Source organism: Pseudomonas sp. 9.3L (assembly GCF_058536285.1).
Genome location: NZ_JBZUBK010000001.1, coordinates 1,912,274 through 1,936,505 on the forward strand (window position 1 = coordinate 1,912,274; position 24,232 = coordinate 1,936,505).

Sequence of the window (24,232 nt, forward strand, 5' to 3'; positions counted from 1 at the left end):
CCTGCCCCCAATCACAACAACCTATTGCAGGAGTGTTGCATGAGTACGCCCAATAACGCCGGACAACTGGAAACGCGAGGTATCGAGCCGGTACCCGAGCAGGAGTGCAATGGCCACCCCTTGCAGCTGTTCTGGGTATGGTTCGCAGCCAACATCAGCATTCTCGGCCTGCCACTGGGGGCCACGCTGGTGGCCTTTCAGGGGTTGTCGATTGGCCAGGCGTTTGTGGTGGCCGTCCTCGGCGCCGGCGGCTCGTTTGCGGTAGTGGGCGTGCTGTCCATCGCCGGGCGCCGGGGGCGGGCACCGAGCCTCACGTTGTCGCGCGCAATTTTCGGCGTGCGGGGCAATATCGGGCCCACGCTGGTTTCGCTCGGTTCGCGCCTGGGTTGGGAAACCGTGAACACCACCACCGCAGCCTTCGTATTGTTGTCGTTAGTGTCGATCCTCAGAGGCAGCCCGGTAGAGGCCAAGTCAGCGCCGCTGCTTACGCTGGTGTTCATCGGGCTGTTCGTGCTGCTTACCCTCTGCGTATCAGGGCTTGGCCATGCCACCTTGTTGGTGATTCAAAAGTGGGCGACCTGGGTGTTTGGCGCACTCAACCTGGTGGTAGGGGGCTTTCTGGCCTTGCATATCGACTGGTCGGCCGTGTGGGCCGCTGCGCCCGCGCCCTTGTCCGCTGTGCTGATCGGCGTGGGCACCATGGCGGCGGGCACGGGCATCGGTTGGGCAAATGCTGGCGCGGACATGTCGCGTTATCAGCACCGGGCCGTCAAGGCCGGTGGCCTGGTGGCGTCAGCCGCCTTCGGCGCAGGCATCCCCCTGGTGCTGCTGATTACCTTGGGCGGGTTGATCTCGGTGGGCAACGATCACTTGGCGTCCGCTGGCGACCCTATCGTGGCGATTCGGGAATTGCTGCCGGCGTGGATGGCCGTGCCTTACCTGATCACTGCGTTCGGTGGCCTGTTGCTGTCCAACAACCTGTCGGTGTACTCGGCAGGCCTCACCACCCTTACCCTGGGCCTCAACATCAAGCGCGTACACGCGGTGGTGGTGGACGTGGTCGCGATTTTTGCCGGCTCCATCTACTTCATGCTATTCGCTGACAGCTTCTACGGCCCGTTCATTACCTTTATTTCGCTGCTGGCCGTGCCTATCACCGCGTGGGTCGGGATCTTCCTGGTGGACCTGCTGCACCGTCACCGCTACGTGCCTGTTGACTTGATGAACGTCGGCCCTGGCAGCGCCTACTGGTACACCGGCGGGGTGGAATGGCGCGCCCTGGGCGCCTGGGCGGTGGCGATTGTGCTGGGCTTTAGTTTCACCACCATCAAGACCACTGCCAGCAACGTGCTGTTCCACGGCTGGCTGGCCGACTCCTGGTTCGGCCAGAACGGCCTTGGCTGGATCGTGACCTTCCTTATCGCAGGCGGGCTTTACGCCCTACTGGGCGGTTGCCGTGACCGCCAACCGGCCGTTCTGTCTGTGGAGCACCCTCATGCCCGCTAGGTTGTTCTACACCGGCCAGGTAGTGATCGATTTGGTGATGGCCGTGGACACGCTGCCCGCTGCGGGCCAGGACGTAATGGCCCAGAGCGCCAGCTTCGAAGCTGGTGGTGGTTTCAACGTGATGTCGGCGGCAGCACGCAATGGCCTGACCACCCGCTACCTGGGGCGTCATGGCAGCGGCCCCTTCGGTGACCTCGCGCGCCAGGCCTTGGCGCAAGAGGGAATCGAGGCCTGCCTGGCGCCTACGCAGGGCCAGGACACAGGGTTGTCAGTTGCGCTGACCGATGCCAGCGCCGAGCGCTCGTTTATCTCGCATGTGGGGGCGGAAGGCGGCTTGGCTGCCGCTGACTTGAGCACGCAGGTACCCGAGCCGCAAGACTGGATCATGGTGAGCGGTTACAGCCTGCTGCACCCCGGCAAGGCCGATGGCTTGCTGGAATGGCTGGCGTCACACGCCGGCCGGTGCCTGCTGGCGTTCGACCCAGGCCCACTGGTAAGCGCGCCCGGCGACGCGGCCCTGTCGCGTTTGTTGCCTTGGGTCACCCTGTGGAGCAGCAACCGGGAGGAGGCCCTGCGCTTCACCTCAACCCATCGCCTGGAAGAGGCCCTTGACGTATTGGTTCAGCGGCTGCCTGACCATGCCTTGGTCGTGGTGCGCGATGGCGACGCCGGTTGCTGGTTGGCACGGGGCAGTTGGCGAGAGCAGGTGCTCGGCTTCAGGGTTGAAGCCATCGACACCAACGGCGCAGGCGACGCCCATGCCGGTGTAATGCTTGCAGGCTTGGCCAGTGGCTTGACGGAGCGAGAGGCTGCACGCCGCGCCAATGCCGCCGCTGCCTTGGCCGTGACCCGGCGCGGCCCCGCCACGTGCCCAGGGCGTGAGACGCTGGAGGCTTTTTTATGCAAGCTACAACGAGGGAGGTACTAGCCTAATGACCCCACACCTTGGCTCCGATTTTGATGACTTTCTCACTGAACATGCCATGGCAAAAGAGGCGTGCGCTGCTGCGTACGCACGTGTCTTAGCCTGGCAAATGACACTATGCCCTGAACGCACTCATGTCCTGCAACAGCATGGCGAGCAAGCGGCTGGCACCGGCACTCAGCTGCCGGCCCAGGCGGGTGATGAGCTGAACCTCTGAGCCGCTGAACACCTCGTGGGCCAGCGGTAACGCCACCAAGTGCCCGGCTTTTATTTCCTCCTCCACCACGAACTGCGGGAGGAGGGTGACGCCCCCTTCCAGCGCGTAGCGTTTGAGCATGGCAATGGTGCTGCAGGTCAGGGTAGGTTTCAGCGAAAGGCCCAGCTGGTGCTCTGCCAACCCCAGCAGTTGACGGATGCCGTAAGACACGCCGGGCAAGGCCAGGCGGTAGCGGTCCAGCCCCTCCAGTGCAAGGGGGGCCTGCCTGGTCGCCAGAGGGTGCTGGGCATTCACCACCACACGCACCGGCTGCTTGCGGCGCACATGGGCTCGGGTCTTGGCATCGCTGGCGGGGTTGAACACCAGGCCAATGTGGGACTCGTCTTCCACCACCTGGCGGATCACCTCATTACTGCCGCAGACGTTGATCAGCAGTTCGATCGCAGGGTACTGCTCAGAAAATTCAGCGAGGGGCGCGGTCAGCCCGTCAATGAAACCTTCGCCCACCGACAGCACGATGCTGCCGGACTGCAGCCCACGCAGCGCCTGAAGCGAATCTAGCAACACCTCTTGTTGGGCAAGGCGCTGGCGGTAGTAGTCCAGCACCCGCTCCCCGGCTTCGGTAGGGCGTACGCCTCGGCGGTGCCGCTCCATGAGCGGGGCACTGAGTTCCTGTTCCAACTGGGCGATGTGTCGGCTTACGGCCGAGGGTGCCACGTCCAGGGCATCAGCGGCGGCACGTACGCTGCCCAGCCTCACGGCTTCGAAGAAATACAGTATCCGGCGATCTTGTACGAGGCTCATGGCATTCCTGTGTTGCGTATTGCGCAACAAATTTCCAATTTTTGGATTATTGCTGGTGCCCCAGCCCGATGTCCATACTCGGCCTTTAGCGAGTTCACCAGACACGGGTAGGCGCATGACAATCAAGGTGGGTGTGATCGGTTTGGGCAATATGGGCGGTGGTATGGCCGCGACCCTGGCTTCCAAAGGCTTTGATGTGAGTGGTTTCGACCTGTCGCAAGCCGCACTTGCCGCTGCGCAGGCCAAGGGCGTGACGCCGGTAGAGGATCGCGCCGCGTTGATTCGTGGTGCGCAGGTGCTGATCCTGTCCTTGCCCAAGGCCGAGCATGTGGAAGCGGTTTGCCTGGGTGAAGCCGGCGTGCTGGCGTTGGGCACCCAGGGCCTGATCGTCGTGGACACCACCACCTCCACCCCCGAGGCCAGCCGCAGGGTAGCGGCTGCCCTTAAAGAAAAGGGCATTGCCTTCATCGATGCGCCGGTGTCTGGCGGCCCCAAAGGCGCGGCCACCGGGACCATGTCCATGGTCATTGGTGCAGAGCAGGCCGACCTTGACCGGGTAATGCCGGTACTCGAAGGCATGAGCGGCGTGCGCACGCATATTGGCCCGGTAGGTGCGGGCAACGTTGCGAAGATCGCCAACAACATGCTCGCGGCCTGCCACCTCATCAGCACGGCCGAGGCGGTGAGCATGGCAGCCAAGGCCGGGGTGGACCCGGAAAAACTCTTGAACGGCCTCAATGCCGGCTCCGGGCGCAGCGGCGCCACCCAAGTGATGTTCCCTGCCTGGGTCCTCAACAACGCCTACGACTCAGGCTTCACCATGGGCTTGATGCGCAAGGACGTGGGCCTGGCGGCTGATCTGGTGCAATCCCTGGGCCTTGACCTGCCGCTGTCGAAAAAAGTCGCGGACCTGTGGCAGGACAGCGCCCAGACCCTGGCGGACAACGAAGACTTCTGTGCAATCGTTCAGCGTAGCGATGCCGACCTGTATGGCCGTGGAGAATAACCGATGAACTCACAACAGATTCTGGACCTGATGCGCCCCTTCTGGGGCGATACCACCGCTGTGGGCAGCTATGTGGGCGGCGAGTTCGTCACCGGCCAGGGCGCGCCCGTTGAGGTGCGCAACGCCCATGACGACACCCTGCTGATGACCTACCCCGACGCCGATGACGCCTTGGTGGCCCGCGCCGATGCCGCGGCCAGCGCTGCGCAGCAGCAGTGGTGGGCGCTGACCGCCCAGGCCCGAGGGCGCGTGATGTACCAGGTGGGGGCGCAGGTGCGGGCCCAGGCCGAGGCGTTGGCGCTGCTCGAATCGGCCACGGCCAACAAGCCTATCCGCGATGCACGGGTAGAAGTGCTCAAGGTTGCCGAGATGTTCGAGTACTACGCCGGTTGGGCCGACAAGTTGCACGGTGAGGTGATCCCCGTGCCCACCACCCACCTCAACTACGTGACCTACGAGCCTTTGGGCACGGTGCTACAGATCACCCCCTGGAACGCGCCCATTTTCACCGCCGGCTGGCAGATAGCGCCGGCCATTGCGGCGGGCAACGCGGTCATGCTCAAACCGTCCGAGCTTACACCGCTTACGTCCCTGGCCCTGGGGGTGTTGGTGGAGCGGGCAGGCGCGCCCAAAGGGCTGGTCAACGTGATCGCAGGCTGCGGCCATACCATTGGCCAGGCGTTCATTCGCGAGGCGACTATTCGCAAGGTAGTGTTCGTGGGGTCGCCGGCGACCGGGCGGCACATCGCGGTGGCTGCTGCCCAGCGGTGCATTCCTGCCGTGCTAGAGCTGGGCGGCAAGTCCGCCAACATCGTGTTCGAGGACGCTGACCTGGACGTCGCCCTGCGGGGCGCCCAAGCCGCGATCTTCGCCGGCGCGGGCCAGAGCTGCGTATCTGGCTCGCGGCTGCTGGTGCAGGCGTCTGTTTTCGAGAAATTCACCCAGGCGCTGGCGGTGGCTGCCACGCAGTTCAAGGTGGGCAACCCGGCCGACCCTGACACCCAGATCGGCCCGATCAATAATGCCAAGCAGTACGCTCACGTCAGATCAATGCTCGACAGCGCTGCCCGCGAGGGCGCCACGCAGGTAGGCGATGCGGTGTCGGTGCCCCAAGGCGCCGGGTACTACGTCAACCCCACGGTGCTGCGTGGGCATAACGCGATGCACTGCGCTCAGGAGGAGATCTTCGGGCCGGTAGTGGTGGCCATCCCGTTCGAGGACGAAGCCGAGGCCATTCGCATCGCCAATGACAGCCGCTTCGGGTTGGCGGGCGGCGTGTGGACGCGGGATGTGGGCCGGGCCCACCGTGTGGCGCGGCAGGTACGCGCCGGCACCTTCTGGGTCAATGGCTATAAGACGATCCACGTCAGTTCGCCCTTTGGGGGCTACGGCGACAGCGGCTACGGCCGGTCGTCCGGCCTGGACGCGTTGCGCGAGTACAGCGAAGTGAAAAGCGTGTGGGTGGAGACAGCGGCCACGCCGGCTGCTAGCTTCGGCTACGGGGCCAATCTGGAGTAAGCACCATGACGATCGCTACCTCACTCATCAATGATGCCGTGGCCTGGCGTAGAGCCTTTCATGCCATGCCCGAGCTTGGCTACAACGAGCTACAAACCTCCCAGCGCGTGGCCGAACTGCTGGAAGGCTTTGGCCTTCAGGTACACCGGGGCCTGGGTGGCACCGGTATCGTCGGTACCTTGACCACGGGCCCCGGCCCCACGATTGGGCTGCGCGCCGACATGGACGCCTTGCCCATCCAGGAGCTGGGCAACCCCGCGCACAAATCCGCCCATGCGGGTTGCATGCACGCCTGCGGTCACGATGGCCACACGGCCATTCTGTTGGCCACCGCGCAGCACCTGAGCACGACGCGTAACTTCAGCGGCACGGTGCATTTTGTGTTCCAGCCCGCCGAAGAAAACCTCGCCGGTGCCAGGAAGATGATCGAGGACGGCTTGTTCGAGCGCTTCCCCATGAGCGCTATCTACGGCCTGCACAACTGGCCTGGGGTGCCGGCGGGCCGCGTGGTCATCAACCCTGGCCCAATGATGGCTTCGCTGGATACCTTCGAAATTACCCTGACCGGCAAGGGCTGCCATGCCGCCATGTCCGAGAAGGGCGCCGACCCTATCGTCGCAGGTGCTGAGTTGATTCTGGGGCTACAGACCATCGTCTCGCGACGCTTGTCGCCGCTGGACAGCGCGGTGGTCAGCGTCACCCAGTTCAACAGTGGCGAGGCGATCAACGTATTGCCTGAATCCGCCACCCTCAAGGGCACCGTGCGTTGTTTGCAAACCCCGGTGCGGGCCACGGTGCAGCAGTTGATCACTGAATTCGTCGAGCAGTTGCCGCGGGCTTTTGGCGTACGCGGTGAGCTGGCTTACACGGTGGGCTACCCCGTCACCGAGAATCACCCAGGCGCTGCCGCCACGGTGCGCCAGGCGGCCATCGCGGCGGTGGGCGAAGACAATGTGCAATGGGGCTGCAACCCATCAATGGCCTCCGAAGACTTTGCCTTCATGCTCCAGGCCTGCCCAGGTGCCTACGTGTGGCTGGGCGTGGATGGCGACCAACCCTCTGCGCCGCTGCACAACCCCTACTATGACTTTAACGACCACGTGATAGAGCCAGGCGTACGGTTATGGTCACGGTTGGTGGAGCAGGCGTTGCCTCAGGGGTGAAGGCCGGCAAGCACGTCAGGTAAGGCAAGCCCCGCTCATTAGCGCAATGCTGTTCACTTAAGGATTGTTGACTAATCCTCAGGCAGCAGGAAAATCCGGAATCTAATTATGGATTCCGGATTTTTTATGTCTGTCGCTCAGGATTTAGGCACTGTTCTGGACTTTGCTGAGCAGCCTCTCTCGCGCCTCGACGTCTTTACCGATCACATTCCGCAAGAGTGGATCAGCACTGCCGTAACTTTGGCGGAGAAGGCGACCATCCGACGTCGACGCCTGCCCTCTGACATGGTGCTCTGGCTAGTTGTCGGGATGGCGCTTTTTAGAGGCGAGCCGATCGTCGAGGTCGCGCGCCGACTCAATATCTGCGCCGAAGGCTTGGCCAATGAGGTGCTCCTGGCAAAAAGCGGCTTGTCACAGGCGCGTCAGCGCCTGGGCAATCAGCCTGTGCAATGGCTATTTCGACAGTGCGCCAATGCCTGGGGATACGAGCGTTACCCGCAAGACGACTGGCATGGGCTCCAGGTTTTTGCCGTAGATGGCGCTTTGGGCGGTGACCTACGACGTCGAAGGAAAAGAGAAGACGGTCTTTACCTCGCTTCCGGCCGCAAAACTCAGCGCAGAACAGGTCGCAACGCTTTACCACGAGCGATGGGAAATCGAGTTGGGGTTCAGGGATATCAAAAGCTCGATGCAAGACAATGCACTGACGCTTCGCAGCAAGACCGTGGATTTGGTGTATCAGGAATTATGGGGGGTATTGCTGGCTTATAACGTGGTTCGCCGGGAAGCCAGTCAGGCTGCGGTTGCTCACAAGCGAGCGCCGAGCGAAGTCAGTTTCAAGTTTGCCTGTCAGCACATCGCCAGCCATTTGGTGGTCATGGCTGGGGCGGTATCGCCGTCCCATACCCCAAGGCGCCTGGAAGAACTTCGGGGCAGTATCGGCGTGCTCTTCATAACAAAACGCCCCAGACCGGCAAGGCCCAGGGCGGTGAAGATGTCAAAAACCCGGTATCCAGTTAACCGCAAGGCTGCTCCGCTTAAGTGAACAGCATTGTGCTCATTAGCGGGGTTTTTTCAGGCCTTGAGCAGCGGAGTTATGGGGCTGCTGGGTGTACTAACCAACGCAAGGTGGCGGCCTGTGTCCAACCGCGTTCGCCAACTACGTTGCTTCCCTCTGTGCCCTGTATCGCCTTCCGCAAAACGCCGCTGTACCAGGCTGGTTCAGTGAAAGAACTCAGCAATCATCACCGCACCGATGAAGGTGCCGAAGTTGGCCAGGAACGACACCAGTACGATGCGCCACCCCAGGCGGCGGAAGGCGGTGAGGTCCTTGGCAATGGACAGCCCGGCGAAGGTGAGCATTGGTGTAATCACTGCCAGGATGTTCACGGCGCCAGTCATCTTTGACACCTGCGCAGCCCAGGGGCACAGGGGCGAGGTCATGAGCATGGCAACCACCGAAACCAGGCACACTGCAGGTAGCTTGCGACCGAACAGGGTGCACAGGCTCTCGCCAATGAACACCGCGAAAATCATCAGCGCCATGCCCGCAAAGGCGTCACCGGATAGCGTCTTGTAGCCCACGTAGTTGGCGATCAATGCCAGCGCACCAGCGGCCAACCACGCGCTGGCCTTGCCCGCCCAGCTTAGCGCTACGGATTCAAGTGCTACTTCGGTATGACGAGGGCCATGGTCTGCGTGCGAAGCCTTGGTGGTGCGGCCAATCAGCGGCTCTAGCACGCGGTAGCCCCACACCGCCAAAGGCAGTGAAATGAACAACGTGAAGTAGGTGCCGATGGTGGTCGTGATCAGGTTGGAGGCGGCCGCCAGTGCCATAATATCTTTGGCGACCTCGGGCGTTTGCTGGGCGGCGATGGCGCCCGCCGCGGCGGCCATCATGCTGCCGGAGCCGATACCCGAGCCCATGGCCAGAGAGTTGGGGTGGAAGATGCCCAGGCTGGCAATGAAGCCGGCCACCAAAGCAATGAACAGCGCGCCGAACAGCGTGCCAGTGAGGTATTCCGCCAGCACCCCGCGCCCTTCCGGAGAGTCCATGCCGTAGCGCTCGCCAATGATCGCCAGGCTCGGCTCGCGGCCTACGGAGAAGGTCGCGCCAATGGCTTCGCGCTTGATGCCCAGCATCAAGGCCACCGGCAAGCCGAGAATCACCGTGCCTACAAAGTGACCGAACTCCTGAAATACCAACGCCCAGCCCGAGGCGAACACCACCGGCAAGGAACCGCCTACCACTAGCCCCAGCTTGGCGACGAACACCAGCAGCGCGGGTTGCAGGATGGAGGCTGCGCGTTGCTGCGCGCCCACATCGACCCCGATCGTCCCAGGAAGCCTGCGGCTGGCCAGGCCCACCGCAGCGCCTAGCAACAGCGCCCACACCATCGGGAGCAGAACAACTTTGCCAGGGCCCATGGGAATGCTGATGGCGCCGATGAGTTCAGCCAGGACCAGAATAAGCGCGGCCCAGCCATAGAGTTTGACGGTGGCCGAGACAGCGCGGCTTTCACCCATTGGAGTGGCGTCGATGTGGTGCATATCAATCCCCTGGCCTGCTGATGGCCGTGGCGGCCGAATCAAGAGTTGTTGTGTTTTCAGGGGGTGTCGTGAAACACCCAGGGCAGTTCAAGGCCCGACGTGCTATCGGGCGTACAGCGGTGGCGTGGTCTTTGGCCCGCTCGGCCCGAGTATGCCCGGGCAGGTGGGGCCGAACCAATAGCGCGAATTTTGTTTATCGTTGCGTTTTCTTGAACGCAGAATCAGGCGCTGCCGCTCGTGGGTGCAAGGCTTTGAGCCACTGCCGTCAGTGCCAGCCGATACCCAAGCCCGCCGAGGCCTGCAATCACCCCCGTCGCAGCGCTAGACAGGAGGGAGTGATGGCGGAAGGGCTCGCGCCGCCAGATATTGCTCATGTGCACCTCGATTATCGGGCCTTCGAACGCCAACAGTGCATCCAGGATCGGAATAGACGTATATGACAACCCGGCAGCATTGATGACCAGGCCACTGGCGTGCAGGCGCGCTTCCTGTATCCAGTCCACCAGTACCCCTTCATGGTTGCTCTGGCGGAACTCAAGGTGCAGCCCCAACGCCCGCGCGTGTGCGTGGCAGCTTGCTTCCAGGCTGGTGAAACTTTCGCGGCCAAAGGTACCGCTGCGGTCTAGCCCATACAGGTTGGCGTTGGGGCCGTTGAGGAAAAATACCGTTGTACTCATGAGGGTGCATACGCCCGGTAGTCGTTCTGCAGCACGATGTGGTCGGCGATGTATTTTGCGTCATGCCACACCCCGTAGATAAAGGATGAAGCGCGGTTGACCAGGTTGGGCAGCCCTAGAAAATACACGCCGCTCTGCGCGCAGATGCCACGCTTGTGAAAGGGCTCGCCGTGCTCGTCAAAGGCGTTGACCTGCAACCAACTGAAGTCAGAGGTAAAGCCGGTGGCCCATAGCACCGTGGTGATGCCCGCCGCTGCCAGGTCCAGGCTCGACAGCGGGTGGGTGAGGCAAGGCGGGTCGGGCAGCAAGGTCCAGGCGTCAGGCTCGGGGGCAAAGGCCAGGCCGTTGCTCTCGATGTAGGCGTCGGCGTCACGGAGGATGTCGAAGTAGGCCCGGTCGCCTTCGGCAATGTGCTCGGCCAGGCCCGGCGCAAAGTGCACCACGCCGTTATCGTGGGCGTGGGTCAGGCCTACCAGGGTGATGCCTTGATGGGCCAGGCGGCGAAAGTCTACGGTCTTGCCCCCGTCATAGCCGCTCACGGCAAAGGCCACGTGTTTTTTCTTGGGGGTGATTCGCACTTCGTCCCAGAGCCCTAGCGCACCTAGCCACCAGCAATAGTCACGGCCTCGGTAAGCGCGGGGCGGTCGGTAGTGTTCGCCGACCGACAAGTACACCGGCTTGCCCGCTTGTTGAAGCTCTTCGGCGATCTGCGAACCCGAGGCCCCGGCGCCCACCACCAGCACGGCGCCCTCCGCTAGTTGGCCGGGGTGTTTGTAGGTGCACGAGTGCAGCTGTTGAAGGCTTGGGCTCTGCGGGATTAATGCCGGCATCACCGGGCGTTGAAAGGGGCCTGTGGCAGCCACCACATTGGCAGCCTCGATTACCCCGGTCGAGGTAGTGACTTCAAAACCTGGGCGGCCCTCGCAACGCGCCACCTTGAGCACCTCCACCCCGGTGCGGACCGGCGCGTTGATAAGCGTGGCATAGCGTTCGAAATAATCGGCCACGTGCTCTTTCGGCGCGAAGGCGTCCGGCGCCACGGCCTCAAGCGTCAGGCTTGGAAAGCGGTCATGCCAGGCGGGGCCATTGGCAACGAGCGAATCCCAGCGCTCGGACCGCCAGCGCTCGGCAATCCGCTTGCGCTCCAAAACCACGTGGGGCACGCCCATCAGCGACAGGTGTTCGCTCATTGCGATACCTGCCTGGCCCGCACCCACTACCACGGTGTTGATGGTTTCCACTGACATGTGAGTTTCCTAAGTAAGCGACCTGGATCGGGCGTGCCGACACGGCTTAAGCGTTAGCGAGCGTCCGCGCAGGCAGTGTGATCAAGGGCGGCGTACAGAGGAATTCTGCTTTTTGAACGTAACGCTTAGGTAAAACCGAAGCCAGGGGCCCTGGGGCCGTCGGCAGGCCCTTTGAGCCGCCAGGCCGCCCGTTGCGTCAGGCTACCCGGCATGAACCCTGCAACGTGAACAGCGCAGGCCAACGCTGCGGTGTTCAGGCGGCTCGTTCATACCGAGGAGGGGCGCGATGCTCAGTCGGATTACTCAACGACAACTGGAATATTTCGTGGCATCGGGGGAGGCGGGCAGCATCAGCGCGGCCTCCGAACGCATTCATGTATCGTCGCCGTCGATTTCGGCCGCGATCACCCACATGGAGGCCGAGTTGGGCATTCAGTTGTTCGTCCGGCACCATGCTCAGGGGATCTCCCTTACGGCGGTAGGGCGGCAGGTGCTGCAAGAGGCCAAGCTCATCCTGGAGCAGACGAGCAACCTCTATACGATCGCTGCGGAGTCGCTCAACACGGTGCGCGGCCCGCTGCGGGTGGGCTGTCTTCATACCCTGGCGCCGATGATCACGCCCGAGCTGGTGTTTGGCTTCGGGCGGGCCTTTCCGGGGGTCAGAATCACGCAGATCGAGGGTGACCATGAGCACCTGCTGGAACGGCTGCGCAGCGCCGAGATTGACATTGCCCTGACCTACGACCTGGTCAGCAGCGCTGACATCGACTTCCAACCCCTGGCCACGCTGCCGCCTTATGTGACGGTGGGTGAAGGCCATCCGTTGGCCAGCCTGTCAGCCGTTACGCTGCATGACCTGGAGGCCTACCCCTTGGTGCTGTTGGACATCCCCTGGAGCCGGGACTATTTCCTCGGCCTGTTCCTCCAGGCAGGTGCCACGCCCAACGTGGCGTTGCGTTCCAGCAACCTTGAAACCGTGCGCGCCATGGTGGGTAACGGCCTGGGCTATACCATCGCCAACGCACGGCCCAAGAGCCACCTGTCCCAAGACGGCAAGCGCCTGGTACGGTTGCGCCTGGCAGGCGGCCTGCACCCGTTGCAGCTCGGCTATGCCACGCCCACCCACACCCAGCTATCACGGGTGGTATCCGCCTTCACCGAACGCTGCCGAATGTTTGTCTCCGACCAGTACATTCCCGGCATGGCAGCGCCCAGCTTTTTCGACCCCCATGTGGTGCCTCACGTCAGCGCCGTAGGCTAACCGCAAGGTATGAGCGGCGCACCAAAATGCGCTGCGTATCAGGGCCCGAACCTGCCATTGCGCGATTATGGCGCAAGGGCTGCAGCGCTCCGCCACCCTGACCCGGCTGCATCGGTTCTACCTACTCAGTGCCCCGGTTATTCCTAATTGACCGCACCGGCTGCTCTCCACGACTCTCGTTTCAGGTGAGCAGCCCCTGGTCAGCCAAGGGGCTGGCCGGCGCACCCTTCAACTTTGCTGAGCGCGGTGACGATGACATTTGACTGGACGTACCTCTTTGGTCTGCTATTCGATGCCCAGTTCTGGCGCGCTACTTGGACTGTTATCAAACTGAGCTTCGCCTGCTGGGTCATCAGCATAGGGCTGGGGTTTTTCGTAGCCTTGGCCAAGCAGTCCAGGCGCACGCTGCTAAGCCTGCCGGCCAGGGCCTATATCTGGCTGTTTCGCAGCATCCCGCTGCTGGTGTTGCTGATCTTTGTCTACAACATCCCGCAGGCCTTCCCGGCAACCTCGGTGGTGCTGGGCGACCCGTTCCTGGCCGGGTTGTTTGCCATGGTGCTATGCGAAACCGCCTACGTGGCGGAGATCCACCGCGGTGGCTTGCTGGCCATCCACAAAGGCCAGGCCGAAGCCGCCAGGGCGCTCGGGCTGAAGTTTCTCGGTACCCAGTGGCGGGTGATTGTCCCTCAGGCGCTGCGGGTGGCGTTGCCGTCGCTGGCCAATGAATACATCTCCATCGTCAAGCTCAGCTCGCTGGTGTCGGTGATCTCGCTCACCGAAATCCTTATGGTGGGCCAGCGCCTGTACTCGCAGAATTTCCTGGTGATGGAAACCATGGCCGGCGTGGCGTTCTATTACGTGCTGATCGTCACGGTGTTCGATTACCTGCTCAAGCGCCTGGAGCGCTACCTGGACGTCAGTCAACGCAACGTGTCCAAAGCACCGGACGCCGCCATTTTGGCCTTGGCCACCGAGCCCCAGGCAACCGTACCCCGTGCGCTAAATACCGAGCCGCAGGTGCCCGCGCTACAAGCCACGCGCTTGCACAAGGCCTACAACAATATCGAAGTGCTGGGGGCGGTGAGCCTGCAGATCCAGCCAGGCGAGGTGGTCTCGGTCATCGGCCCCTCCGGCTCGGGCAAGACCACGCTGATTCGCCTGCTCAACGGCCTGGAGCAGCTTGATAACGGCGACATTCGCATCAACGGCAAGCCGTTCATTCACCTGACCCGGCAGGGCGCACAGCCGCCGCGGTACGTGGAGCATGCAGAGCACCGCCTGAACATCGGTATGGTGTTCCAGAGCTTCAACCTGTTCCCCCACGTGAGTGTGCTGGACAACCTTCTCATGGCGCCGCGTTACCACCGCCTCGATAGCGCACCGGCGCTCAAGCAGCAGGCTTACGCGCTGTTGCACAAGGTAGGCATGCTCGACCACGCCTGGAAATACCCCCATCAGTTGTCTGGCGGCCAACAGCAGCGCGTGGCCATCGCGCGTGCCCTGATGATGCGCCCGCAAATCATGCTGTTCGACGAACCCACCTCGGCCCTGGACCCGGAAAAAGTCACCGAGGTGCTGCAAGTGATCGAGGCCTTGGCCAAGGAGGGCATCACCATGGTGATCGTTACCCACGAAATGAATTTCGCCTTCAAGGTCTCCGACCGCATCGTCTTCATGGAGAAAGGCCGCGTGGTGTGCGATGACACCCCCCAGGCACTGCGCAGTGGCCACAACCCCCGCGTTGAATCCTTCCTGAAGGATGTCTCGCTGGCCTAACCCTTCGCTGCGGGTACGAACGAGGAACTACACATGATCGAGCAATGGCAGGTTGAGCAATTTCACCGGGACGGGTTCCTGGTGGTAGAAGACGTACTGGCGGCGGCCGACATTGCAGCCCTCCAGCAGGCCTTCGACGCCTGGGTGGAGGAGAGCCGGGGCCATGAGCAGGGTTGGGGCGCCACGGTGGATGGTCGCGCGCGTTTCGACCTGGAAGGCGACCACCGCGCGGACCACCCTTCGCTGCGGCGGGTCAGCTCGCCGACTGAGATCTCCGAGGCTTATCGCCGGGTGGCATTCGAGTCTGCCATGGCCATCGTTGCGGCGCAGTTGATCGGAGGTGAAGGCCTTCGCTTCCACCACAGCAAGATCAACTCCAAGCTGCCTCATACCGCCACGCGGGTGGAATGGCATCAGGACTTTTTATTTACCCCTCACAGCAACGACGACCTCGTCACCGCCTTGCTGATGGTCAGCGAGGTCACGCCGCAAAACGGCCCGCTCAACGTGATCCCCGGCAGCCATAAAGGCCCGCTGTGGCCTCACTGGCGCGGCGAGCGCTTCACCGGCGCGGTGAGCGAAGAGGTGGTGGCTGCCCAGTGCCAGCAACCGGTCGCCTGTTTTGGCCCGGCGGGCTCGGTGTGCTTCATGCACACGCGGCTTTTGCACGCGTCTAGCCCTAACGAGACCGAGTGGCCGCGCACGCTGTTTATCAGCGTCTATGCCGCCGAAGACGCATTGCCCTTCAGTGAAAACCCGCTGCCTAGCGAGCACGCGGGCGTGATGGTGGCAGGGGCGGAAAGCGGGCAGGTGCGCAGCACGGCCAATGCGCTGCGGCTGCCGCAAAAGCCCCGTGGCGCGTCCTTCTTCGTACAGCAGGCCGGGCAAGACCACGGCCCTCAATGATTTCCAACACCGCGCAGGGAATGACCATGACTACGTTGCATCGCCTCTTTCGCCCCATTGCCTTCGGCCTGTTCGGTACCGTACTGGCCGCCCACGCACTCACGGCCTCGGCTTTCCAACACAACGGCAAGCTCGTGGTGGGTTCAGACGTCACCTTCTTCCCTTATGAATACATGGTCGACAACAAGCCCGCTGGGTTCGATATCGAATTCATGGAGGGCCTGGCCAAGGTGATGGGGCGCGAGGTAGACACCCAGGACACCCGCTTCCCCAACCTAATCACCGGCTTGCAGGGCGAGCGCTTCGACCTGCTCAACTCGTCCATGTACATCACCGCCGAGCGGGTGAAGGTGATCGACATGATTCCTTACCTCAAGAGCGGTGAGTCCATTCTGGCCCTCAAGGGGGCGCCCTTCCAACCCAAGCGCCCGGAAGACTTCTGCGGGCACAAGATCGGCTCCATGGCGGCCACGTCCTGGTTGCAACAAATGAACAAGCTGTCTGAGGAATACTGCGTGAAGCAGGGGCTCAAACCCATTGCGATCAGTGAGTACGCCACCGACCCACAAACCACTCAGGCGCTGCTTTCCCACGCCGTGGAGGCCCAGATCACCGACGCCGCCGTGGCCCGTGGCGTGGTCGAGAAGCTGGGCGGCCGCGTGGTGATTTCCTCCGACAGCCTGATTTACCCCGTGCTCAACGGCCTGGGCATCAAGAAGGGCAATGACGAGGTAAAAACTGCTGTGCTACACGCTTTGGACACCTACCGCGCTACGCCGGAATACGCGGCCTTGCTGAAGAAGTACAACTTCCAGGCCCCGACCGACGACGACCTCGCGACCTTGATGCCTAAACCCTGATCCTGGCCCCCTGACGCGGGTTACCCCTTGGCGCGGTAACCTGCCGGAGTACCCGCATGGCGTTATCACTCGAAGCACAGGCGCGTATCGACCTGGCGGCCACCTTTCGGATCGTGGCTCACCTGGGCCTGCACGAAGCGGTGGCCAATCATTTCAGCGCAGCCGTCTCGGCAGACGGCAAACGCTTCCTGATCAACCCGAAGTGGAAGCACTTCTCGCGCATACGGGCCAGTGACCTGCTGCTGCTGGACGCTGACGACCCCGGCTGCGCCGCGCACCCGGAGGTGGATTCCACCGCGTGGGCCATCCACGGGCAAATACACCAACGGCTGCCCGACGCCCGGGCGGTGCTGCACCTGCACCCGGTCTACACCACAGCCGTAGCCTGCCTGGCGACGCCCCAAGTGCTACCCATCGATCAGAATACCGCCCGCTATTTCAACCGCGTGGCAGTGGATGGCCTGTATGGCGGCATGGCCGACACCGAGGCCGAAGGGGCGCGCCTGGCGGGGCTATTGGGGGACAAGCGTCGGCTGCTGATGGGCAACCATGGCGTGATGGTCATCGGGCCGAACATCGGCGAGGCGTTCGATGACATCTGGACGCTGGAGCGTGCCTGCCAGATCCTGGTCACGGCGTGGTCCACCGGGCAACCCCTGCGGGTGTTGTCCGATGAGGTGGCCGAGAAAACCGCACGGGCCTGGGAGGGCATCACGGACTTTTCGCGGCGGCATTTCGAGGAGATGAAAGCGCTGATGATCGAGGCCGATCCGTCGTTGCTCGACTAAGCGTAGGCGCCTGGTGTAAGGCGCCACGTCCTTCGTGCTTGCGGTTATAGCCCCAGGCTGGCTTTCATGCCCACCTGTCGGCGGCGATAGGCACTGTCACGGCTGGCCAGCCAGTAATACAGCGGCGAGGTGACCGCAAGGCCCACCAGCCAGGACAGGTCTGCACCGTTGATGTGAGCAGACACCGGCCCTACGTACAGCGGCGTATTCATGAAAGGGATTTGCACCGCGATGCCGATGGCATAGGCCAGCAGCGCCTGCGGGTTATACCGCCCGTACAGCCCGCCGTCCACGCGGAAGATTGAGGCGATGTCGTAGTCACCTTTATGAATGGCATAGAAGTCGATCAGGTTGATGGCCGTCCAGGGCACCAACACCACCAGCAGTGCCAGCACGAGGTCAACGAAATGGCCGATGAAGTCCGCTGCCGCCGAGACTGCCGCCACGCAGCAGGCCAGCAGCACCACCACCGACAGCACCGCACGGCTGCGGCCAGTGGGGATCCAGCGCCAGGCGAAGGTCTGTACCAGGGTAATCAGCGACAGCACCGCCCCGTACAGGTTGAGCGCGTTGTGGCTGATTACACTGAGCAGGAACAGCACCAGCATCAGTGGCCCGATGGCCCCGGTGGCCTGCTTGACCGCGTCCATGGTGTCCACCCCAACCGGCACGGCCAGCACGGCGACTGCCCCGAACACGAAGGCCAGGCTCGACCCCAGGGTGGTGCCCAGGTAGGTGGCCCAGAAGGTCGAGGCCACGGGCACGTTGGCCGGCAAATAGCGGGAGTAGTCGGACACATACGGGGCGAAGGCGATCTGCCAAAGGGCTGCCAGCGAGACCGTGGCCAGCCAGCCCGGCAGGTTGAAGCTGCCACGGGTGAAGAAGTCCGCGCTTTGCAGGTGGGTGAAGATATAGCCAAAGCCCACCACGATGCCGATGCCCAGCACCCAGGTACCTACCCGGTTGAGCACATGAATGAAGCGGTAGCCAATGATGCCGATGATGCCGGAGCCCACCGCCCCGACCACGATACCCACGGGTACCGGTATAGCAGGCGCTATCCCATGCAGCGACTTGCCCGCCAACACAATGTTGGACGCAAAGAACCCCACATACATCACGCCAGCGATCACCACCACCAGCAGGGCGCCGAGCGAGCCAAATTGCGCCCGGCTCTGAATCATCTGGGGAATGCCCATCTGCGGGCCCTGGGCCGAGTGCAACGCCATCAGCACGCCGCCAACCAGATGCCCCACCAGAATGGCCACGATGCCCCACACCAGGTTCAGGTGGAACAACTGCACGCCCAAGGCGCCGGTGACGATGGGCAGCGGGGCGATATTGCCGCCAAACCAAAGGGTAAACAGGTCCCGTACGCTCCCATGGCGGTCTTCGGGCGGTACGTAGCCAATCGTGTGCTTTTCAATGAGCGGTGCTTGAGGGGTAGAGGGTGCCATGGAATCTCCGAAGGATAGAAGTCGACATCACAACGCACGGCCACCTACCGCGGGCATGAGTTGAATCGACAGTCGGAGGGGCACCCTAGGGGGCGATGTGGCGCGCATGTAACTCCCTCACGACTGTTGTGATTGTGATTCGAGGCAGTTGAAAAAGAAGCATCGTGGCCATGCGCTCGTGGGCGCTTGGTCCTGTTAGCCCCAACTGCGCGCCGAGAAGGGCGCAGCGCAGGCGTGATTCGATCTTGCGCGAAACGCCCGGAGGGGCAAATTATTAAAAATGTCCTGTGCCAATAGGAAAAAGTTTCCTAGGGCGGCTGTACCGACCCGGGCGACGAGCACCTGTGCAGCGGTGCCTTCCCTATACGCGGATTATTGCCAAGCAACAGTTTAATAATATTTTACCCCTCGTCAGGGCGCTGCTTACTCTGCGGGAACAGGGCACTCGCTTGCCCCACTCCGCATACCTTGTTTTGGCAAAGGACCTTCGACATGTCGTTAGCGCCCATTGAAACAGACACCCTGGTGGTTGGTGCCGGTCAGGCCGGCATTGCCATGAGCGAACACCTCACTGCCCTGGGCATTCCTCACCTGGTGCTGGAGAAAAACCGGGTCGCTGAAGCCTGGCGTAGCGGCCGCTGGGATTCGCTGGTCGCCAATGGGCCTGCCTGGCACGACCGCTTCCCCGGCATGGCCTTCGACCTGGCCCCCGACGCCTTCGCAGGCAAGGAGCAGGTGGCGGCGTACATGGAAACCTATGCCAAGCGCTTCAATGCGCCCATTCGTACCGGCGTGGAGGTGCGCAGCGTTACCCGTAATCAGGGCCGTCCTGGCTTCACCATTGAAACCAGCGAAGGCACGATACTGGCCAACCGCGTGGTCGCCGCTACCGGCCCGTTCCAGAAACCGGTCATTCCCGCCATCGCCCCTCGGGGCACCGGCATCCAGCAGTTGCACTCGGCGCAGTACTTCAATCCCGGGCAGCTTCCGGCGGGCGCGGTGTTGGTGGTGGGCGCGGGCTCCTCAGGCGTGCAGATCGCCGAAGAATTGTTAAGGGCGGGCCGGCACGTGTACTTGTCGGTGGGCGCCCATGACCGGCCGCCACGGGCCTACCGTGGGCGCGACTTCTGCTGGTGGCTCGGCGTGCTGGGCCTGTGGGACAGCGAGGTGGTCCAACCGGGGCGCGAACATGTAACCATCGCCGTGAGCGGCGCTCGCGGTGGGCATACGGTAGATTTTCGCAGGCTGGCGCAGGCAGGCATGGTGCTGGTAGGCCTGACCGAAGCCTTCGACGGCCCGCGCGTGACCTTCCGCCCCGACTTGGTGGATAACCTCAACCGAGGCGATGAAAACTACCTGAGCCTGCTAGACGCCGCCGATGCCTATATCGAGCGTAACGGCCTGGACCTGCCACCCGAACCCGCTGCCCGTGAACGCGTGGCGGATGCCGACTGCATTCGCAACCCGCTCACCGAACTGAATCTGGCCGAGGCGGGCGTGACTTCAGTGATCTGGGCCACCGGCTACGCCACCGACTTTAGCTGGCTTCACGTAGACACCTTCGATGAACGCGGCAAGCCCCGGCACCAACGCGGCGTTGCGGCCGAACCCGGCATTTATTTCGTAGGGCTGCCCTGGCTGTCTCGGCGCGGCTCGGCCTTTATCTGGGGTGTGTGGCACGACGCCCGGCACGTGGCCGACCACATTGCCATCCAGCGCAGCTACGCCCATTACCAGGCGCCCGCTTCGGCGGTTCGCCCGGCGCAATCCGCTTCCCACGCGTGAAACCTTTTACCCCGGCAGGCCGGCGCGCCTGCCCTTGATGAGGATGTTCTATGGCTACCCCCACGCATACCCGCATTCGCATGTTCAACACCAAAGAAACCTACCCCAACCAAAGCCTGGATAACGACCTGTGCCAGGCCGTGCGCGCGGGCAACACGGTGTACGTCCGTGGCCAGGTGGGCACTGACTTCGAGGGTAACCTGGTGGGCTTGGGCGACCCGCGGGCACAGGCCGAGCAAGCCATGAAGAACGTCAAGCAGCTGCTGGAAGAGGCGGGCAGCGACCTGTCGCATATCGTCAAGACCACCACCTACCTCATCGACCCGCGTTACCGCGAGCCGGTGTACCAGGAAGTGGGTAAATGGTTGAAGGGCGTCTTTCCGATCTCCACCGGTTTGGTGGTCTCGGCCTTGGGTCAGCCCCAGTGGCTGATGGAAATCGACGTGATTGCCGTAATTCCTGAGTGAGGCGCACCCCATGACCTTTTCGATTGCCGCGCGCTGCGCGGAGACCGGCCAGCTGGGCATTGCCATCAGCTCGTCAAGCATTGCCGTAGGTGCCCGCTGCCCGTGGCTGCGCCCAGGCGTTGGCGCGGTAAGCTCGCAGAACATCACCTTGCCAGCGCTCGGCCCGCAAACCCTGGACCTGCTCCAACAGGGCTTGGCCCCGGAGGAGGCGGTGGCGCAAGCCCTGGCCCGCAATGGCCATGGTCAATATCGCCAGGTCACGGCCATCGATCACCTGGGGCGTACCGCTCATGTGAGCGGTAGCGAGACTTTGGGCATTCACAGTGCGGTCAGCGGCGTGCAGTGCGTGGCGGCGGGCAACATGCTCCATAGCCCCGAGGTGGTGATGGCCATGGTTCAAGCTTTCGAGCAGGCCGAAGGGCAGTTGGCTGACCGGTTACTGGTGGCGCTGAGTGCCGGCGTGGCAGCGGGTGGGGAAGCCGGGCCTGTGCATTCGGCGGCGTTGAAAGTAGTGGGGGAGCTAACCTGGCCCATCGTAGACCTGCGCGTGGACTGGGCCGAAACAGACCCCATCGTCGCCCTGGACAACCTCTGGGTCGCCTACCGCCCGCAGCTACAAGCGTACGTAGACCGCGCGTTGGCTCCCGATCAGGCGCCGGGCTACGGCGTGCCGGGTGACGCCCGGTGAGTACCAGCCGCGACCTACTGGCGCGACTGATCGCCTTCGACACCACCAGCCGCGAATCGAACCTGGCGCTGATTGAGTTCGTGCGCGACTACCTGGCCGGCTTTGGGGTTACCAGCGAGCTGATCTACAACGTTGAGCGGACCAAGGCAAACGTGTTCGCCACGATCGGGCCGGCCGAGCTGCCGGGTATCGTGCTGTCAGGGCACACTGACGTGGTCCCGGTGGATGGCCAGCCCTGGACCGTGCCACCGTTTCAGCTTACCGAGGCTGACGGCAAGCTCTACGGCCGTGGCGCGGCAGACATGAAAGGCTACCTGGCGTGCGTGCTGGCCATGGTGCCTGCCGCCGTCAAATCGCCGCTGCGCCTGCCGTTGCACCTCGCGCTGTCCTATGACGAGGAAGTCGGGTGCCTGGGTGTACGTTCGCTGCTTGAGGTGCTTTCCCGTCAGCCGGTCAAGCCGTTGCTGTGCGTGATCGGTGAACCCACTGAACTCAAACCTGTGCTGGGCCACAAGGGCAAGCTGGCCATGCGTTGCGACGTTCAGGGCGCTGCCTGTCATTCGGCTTATGCACCCCGAGGGGTGAATGCCATTGAGTACGCGGCGCGGCTGATCGCGGAGCTGGGCCGCCTAGGGGAGGCCTTGCGTGCCCCAGAGCAGCTGGACGAGCGCTTCGATCCGCCGTTTTCCACGGTACAAACCGGCGTGATTAGCGGAGGCAAGGCGCTGAACATCGTGCCGCAGGATTGCCGTTTCGACTTCGAGGTACGGGCCGTGCCAGCCCTGGACCCTTGGCAGGTCGCCCAGCAGCTGGAGCACTATGCGCAACAGACGCTGCTCCCTGCCATGCAGGCCGTCAGTGGCCAGTGCCGCATCCGCTTTAGCGAGCTGTCCAGTTACCCGGGCCTGTACACCTCGGCCCAGAGCCAGGCGGCGCAATGGGTGGCGCAGTTCTGTGGCTCTCGTGAGTTCGGCACCGTGGCCTTTGGCACCGAAGGCGGGTTGTTCGACCAGGCGGGCGTGCCCACGGTGGTATGTGGGCCTGGCAGCATGGAGCAAGGGCACAAGCCCGATGAGTTCGTGAGCGTGGCGCAACTGGCCGGCTGTGACGCGATGCTGCAGCGCGTGCTGGCCTTTGCCCAGGGTTCACCTAGCTAGCGGTGCCCAGGTGCTCGATGCAGTGGTCGATGAACAGTTGCGCGGGTTTAGTGAGCTGTGACCGGCGCAGCCACACCGCCGACAGGCCTGAGCCGGTTACGGTTTCCGTCAAGGGTACGCAAGCCACTTCCTGACCGTCATAGGTGTGATTCGAGAAGGGCTTGGTCACCAGAATGGAAAAGCCAAAGCCCTGGGCGACCATTCCACGCACCATCTCGATGGACGGCGAACTGAAGGTGATATGCGGGCTCAGGCCGCGCTCAGTGAAAATACTCACGAAATAGGTTCGGCTGGGCGCAACGTCTAGCAGGATCATGGGTTCAAGCACCAGGTCTGCCAGGGATACGCTGGCCTGGCGAGCGAAGCGGTGACCGGCTGGCAACAACGCATAGGGCTGCTGGGGGGCCATCAGCGGCACGGTCTCCAAGGTATGGTCCAGGTCATGTTCGAACAGCATCGCCAAGTCGATACTGCCTGCCGTGAGCGCCTGCACCAACTCTTGTTGTTCGCCATCGCGGATTCGCACGTCTACGCCAGGCCAGCGCTGGCGGAACCCGGCGATCAAGCGCGGCAGGTAAAGGGGCGCCACCGTTTCATAACAGCCCACGTCTATTTGCCCCGCGACCACGTCATTATCAGCCAACGCGTTCTGCTCGAACTCATGGGCCATGCGCAGCAGCTCCTGGGCCTTGCGATAGAAGCGCGCACCGGCCGGCGTCAACGCCATTCCCTGCGCGTGTTGGCGGATGAACAGCTGCACATTAAAGCTATCTTCGAGCTGGCGGATGGCCGTTGATACCGACGGCTGGGCGATGTACAGCTTGCGTGACGCCTCCGCCACGCTGCCGCACTCCACCACGGTCACGAAGTACCTGAGCTGTCTGAGATTGTAAGCCGCCATCATCCACTACCCTTAGCCTGTGTGCGCCGTATTATCCAGGCAGGGCCGGGGTGTGCAACACAGGTAAGTGGGGCGCGCGCGCGTGCCGGTGCCGGTCAGCCGGGCTGGTCGTTACTGGAGCGCAGCACCTGCATTCGTAGCAAGGCTGCAAGGTCACGCCATGGCATCTGCTGAGCGGGAATCGCCGCCGTACAGCCCTGGTGGTGCTGGAAGGGGCGCTGAGCCTCTTGCATATTTTGGCGTGCACCGCATACACGACACGTGGTTTGCTCTTCGACAATTTCCCACGCCGCCTTCCACCGTTCCATGTTTCCTCCTCACCAACAAGCAGTGTGGCCTTGATAGGCCATCTGAAGTAGTTGTCAATTCAACGAAGGTCGTTACTGCTGACATCGCGCGCATTGTGCACGCGGATCCCAATACTCAGTCAAGCACAAGGCGATCAATAACCCCGTAACTTCTCAGGCTATGCACGCCCTGAATACTCCATCATCAGCAATCAAGTTTTGGGGAATGGCGGTCTATAGGGGATAGGGGCTTTACCGCCCTGGCGCTTGATCGAGTGGCAGAACG

At 62.9% G+C, this 24,232-nt stretch carries 21 protein-coding genes and 1 pseudogene; 15 read left to right on the forward strand and 7 right to left on the reverse strand.

Annotated elements, in window-relative coordinates:
* The first annotated feature begins 39 nt into the window (after window positions 1–39).
* Window positions 40–1,506: a purine-cytosine permease family protein gene (locus AC4LE2_RS08765; RefSeq protein ID WP_491825379.1), complete on the forward strand. Its 1,467-nt coding sequence runs from the start codon at window positions 40–42 to the stop codon at window positions 1,504–1,506.
* Complete coding sequence (locus AC4LE2_RS08770; RefSeq protein ID WP_491825380.1) at window positions 1,496–2,434, forward strand: PfkB family carbohydrate kinase; 939 nt, start codon at window positions 1,496–1,498, stop codon at window positions 2,432–2,434. Before AC4LE2_RS08765 ends, AC4LE2_RS08770 begins: the two co-directional genes overlap by 11 nt.
* Window positions 2,435–2,546: 112 nt before the next feature.
* On the opposite strand, the gene AC4LE2_RS08775 is transcribed toward AC4LE2_RS08770, so the two are convergent.
* On the reverse strand, window positions 2,547–3,452 hold the full coding sequence (locus tag AC4LE2_RS08775) for a LysR family transcriptional regulator (protein WP_491825381.1): 906 nt from the start codon (window positions 3,450–3,452) through the stop codon (window positions 2,547–2,549).
* A 115-nt stretch (window positions 3,453–3,567) separates the two neighbouring features.
* On the opposite strand from AC4LE2_RS08775, the gene AC4LE2_RS08780 reads away from it, so the two are divergent.
* The 4 genes and pseudogenes from AC4LE2_RS08780 (at window position 3,568) to AC4LE2_RS08795 (ending at window position 8,184) form a co-directional block, all read left to right on the forward strand.
* Window positions 3,568–4,458, forward strand: coding sequence for an NAD(P)-dependent oxidoreductase (locus AC4LE2_RS08780; RefSeq protein ID WP_491825382.1), 891 nt, complete (start codon window positions 3,568–3,570; stop codon window positions 4,456–4,458).
* Between the two features lie 3 nt (window positions 4,459–4,461).
* Complete coding sequence (locus tag AC4LE2_RS08785; RefSeq protein ID WP_491825383.1) at window positions 4,462–5,976, forward strand: aldehyde dehydrogenase family protein; 1,515 nt, start codon at window positions 4,462–4,464, stop codon at window positions 5,974–5,976.
* 5 nt (window positions 5,977–5,981) lie between these two features.
* On the forward strand, window positions 5,982–7,139 hold the full coding sequence (locus AC4LE2_RS08790; RefSeq protein ID WP_491825384.1) for a M20 aminoacylase family protein: 1,158 nt from the start codon (window positions 5,982–5,984) through the stop codon (window positions 7,137–7,139).
* A gap of 108 nt (window positions 7,140–7,247) precedes the next feature.
* Window positions 7,248–8,184 (forward strand): annotated as a pseudogene (locus AC4LE2_RS08795) (transposase domain-containing protein).
* A gap of 176 nt (window positions 8,185–8,360) precedes the next feature.
* Here AC4LE2_RS08795 and AC4LE2_RS08800 read toward each other — a convergent pair.
* The 3 genes from AC4LE2_RS08800 to AC4LE2_RS08810 all read right to left on the reverse strand — a co-directional run bounded on the left by AC4LE2_RS08800 (window position 8,361) and on the right by AC4LE2_RS08810 (window position 11,613).
* Window positions 8,361–9,689 carry a DUF3100 domain-containing protein gene (locus tag AC4LE2_RS08800; RefSeq protein ID WP_491825385.1) on the reverse strand — a complete coding sequence of 443 codons (1,329 nt, stop codon included), beginning with the start codon at window positions 9,687–9,689 and terminating at the stop codon, window positions 8,361–8,363.
* Between the two features lie 221 nt (window positions 9,690–9,910).
* The gene (locus AC4LE2_RS08805; RefSeq protein WP_491825386.1) at window positions 9,911–10,366 is read right to left on the reverse strand and encodes a type II 3-dehydroquinate dehydratase; all 456 of its coding nucleotides are present in this window, start codon (window positions 10,364–10,366) and stop codon (window positions 9,911–9,913) included.
* Entirely contained in the window at window positions 10,363–11,613 is a 1,251-nt protein-coding gene (locus AC4LE2_RS08810; protein ID WP_491825387.1) for a flavin-containing monooxygenase, read from the reverse strand. The genes AC4LE2_RS08805 and AC4LE2_RS08810 overlap by 4 nt, the downstream gene beginning before the upstream one ends.
* Before the next feature lie 286 nt (window positions 11,614–11,899).
* On the opposite strand from AC4LE2_RS08810, the gene AC4LE2_RS08815 reads away from it, so the two are divergent.
* The 5 genes from AC4LE2_RS08815 (at window position 11,900) to AC4LE2_RS08835 (ending at window position 17,204) form a co-directional block, all read left to right on the forward strand.
* Entirely contained in the window at window positions 11,900–12,874 is a 975-nt protein-coding gene (locus tag AC4LE2_RS08815) for a LysR family transcriptional regulator (protein WP_491825388.1), read from the forward strand.
* A 252-nt stretch (window positions 12,875–13,126) separates the two neighbouring features.
* Window positions 13,127–14,650: an amino acid ABC transporter permease/ATP-binding protein gene (locus AC4LE2_RS08820; RefSeq protein ID WP_491825389.1), complete on the forward strand. Its 1,524-nt coding sequence runs from the start codon at window positions 13,127–13,129 to the stop codon at window positions 14,648–14,650.
* Window positions 14,651–14,683: 33 nt separating this feature from the next.
* Entirely contained in the window at window positions 14,684–15,556 is an 873-nt protein-coding gene (locus AC4LE2_RS08825) for a phytanoyl-CoA dioxygenase family protein (protein ID WP_491825390.1), read from the forward strand.
* 26 nt (window positions 15,557–15,582) lie between these two features.
* Window positions 15,583–16,416: an ABC transporter substrate-binding protein gene (locus AC4LE2_RS08830; RefSeq protein WP_491825391.1), complete on the forward strand. Its 834-nt coding sequence runs from the start codon at window positions 15,583–15,585 to the stop codon at window positions 16,414–16,416.
* A gap of 56 nt (window positions 16,417–16,472) precedes the next feature.
* The gene (locus AC4LE2_RS08835) at window positions 16,473–17,204 is read left to right on the forward strand and encodes a class II aldolase and adducin N-terminal domain-containing protein (protein ID WP_491825392.1); all 732 of its coding nucleotides are present in this window, start codon (window positions 16,473–16,475) and stop codon (window positions 17,202–17,204) included.
* 44 nt (window positions 17,205–17,248) lie between these two features.
* Here the strand turns inward: AC4LE2_RS08835 and AC4LE2_RS08840 are convergent, their stop codons facing one another.
* On the reverse strand, window positions 17,249–18,661 hold the full coding sequence (locus tag AC4LE2_RS08840) for a purine-cytosine permease family protein (RefSeq protein ID WP_491825393.1): 1,413 nt from the start codon (window positions 18,659–18,661) through the stop codon (window positions 17,249–17,251).
* A gap of 492 nt (window positions 18,662–19,153) precedes the next feature.
* Between AC4LE2_RS08840 and AC4LE2_RS08845 the strand changes: the two genes are divergently transcribed.
* From AC4LE2_RS08845 to argE, 4 genes are read left to right on the forward strand one after another with little or no spacing between them, the layout of a single operon-like run.
* The gene (locus AC4LE2_RS08845) at window positions 19,154–20,446 is read left to right on the forward strand and encodes a flavin-containing monooxygenase (RefSeq protein ID WP_491825394.1); all 1,293 of its coding nucleotides are present in this window, start codon (window positions 19,154–19,156) and stop codon (window positions 20,444–20,446) included.
* 50 nt (window positions 20,447–20,496) lie between these two features.
* Window positions 20,497–20,913, forward strand: coding sequence for a RidA family protein (locus tag AC4LE2_RS08850; protein ID WP_491825395.1), 417 nt, complete (start codon window positions 20,497–20,499; stop codon window positions 20,911–20,913).
* A gap of 10 nt (window positions 20,914–20,923) precedes the next feature.
* Window positions 20,924–21,601, forward strand: a complete 678-nt coding sequence (locus AC4LE2_RS08855; protein ID WP_491825396.1) for a DUF1028 domain-containing protein — start codon at window positions 20,924–20,926, stop codon at window positions 21,599–21,601.
* Window positions 21,598–22,758 carry an acetylornithine deacetylase gene (gene argE, locus AC4LE2_RS08860; protein ID WP_491825397.1) on the forward strand — a complete coding sequence of 387 codons (1,161 nt, stop codon included), beginning with the start codon at window positions 21,598–21,600 and terminating at the stop codon, window positions 22,756–22,758. The genes AC4LE2_RS08855 and argE overlap by 4 nt, the downstream gene beginning before the upstream one ends.
* On the opposite strand, the gene AC4LE2_RS08865 is transcribed toward argE, so the two are convergent.
* Window positions 22,751–23,659, reverse strand: a complete 909-nt coding sequence (locus AC4LE2_RS08865) for a LysR family transcriptional regulator (protein WP_491828098.1) — start codon at window positions 23,657–23,659, stop codon at window positions 22,751–22,753. The two genes, argE and AC4LE2_RS08865, sit on opposite strands and share 8 nt — an antisense overlap.
* A gap of 95 nt (window positions 23,660–23,754) precedes the next feature.
* Window positions 23,755–23,967 carry a hypothetical protein gene (locus AC4LE2_RS08870; RefSeq protein ID WP_491825398.1) on the reverse strand — a complete coding sequence of 71 codons (213 nt, stop codon included), beginning with the start codon at window positions 23,965–23,967 and terminating at the stop codon, window positions 23,755–23,757.
* Between the last annotated feature and the right edge of the window lie 265 nt (window positions 23,968–24,232).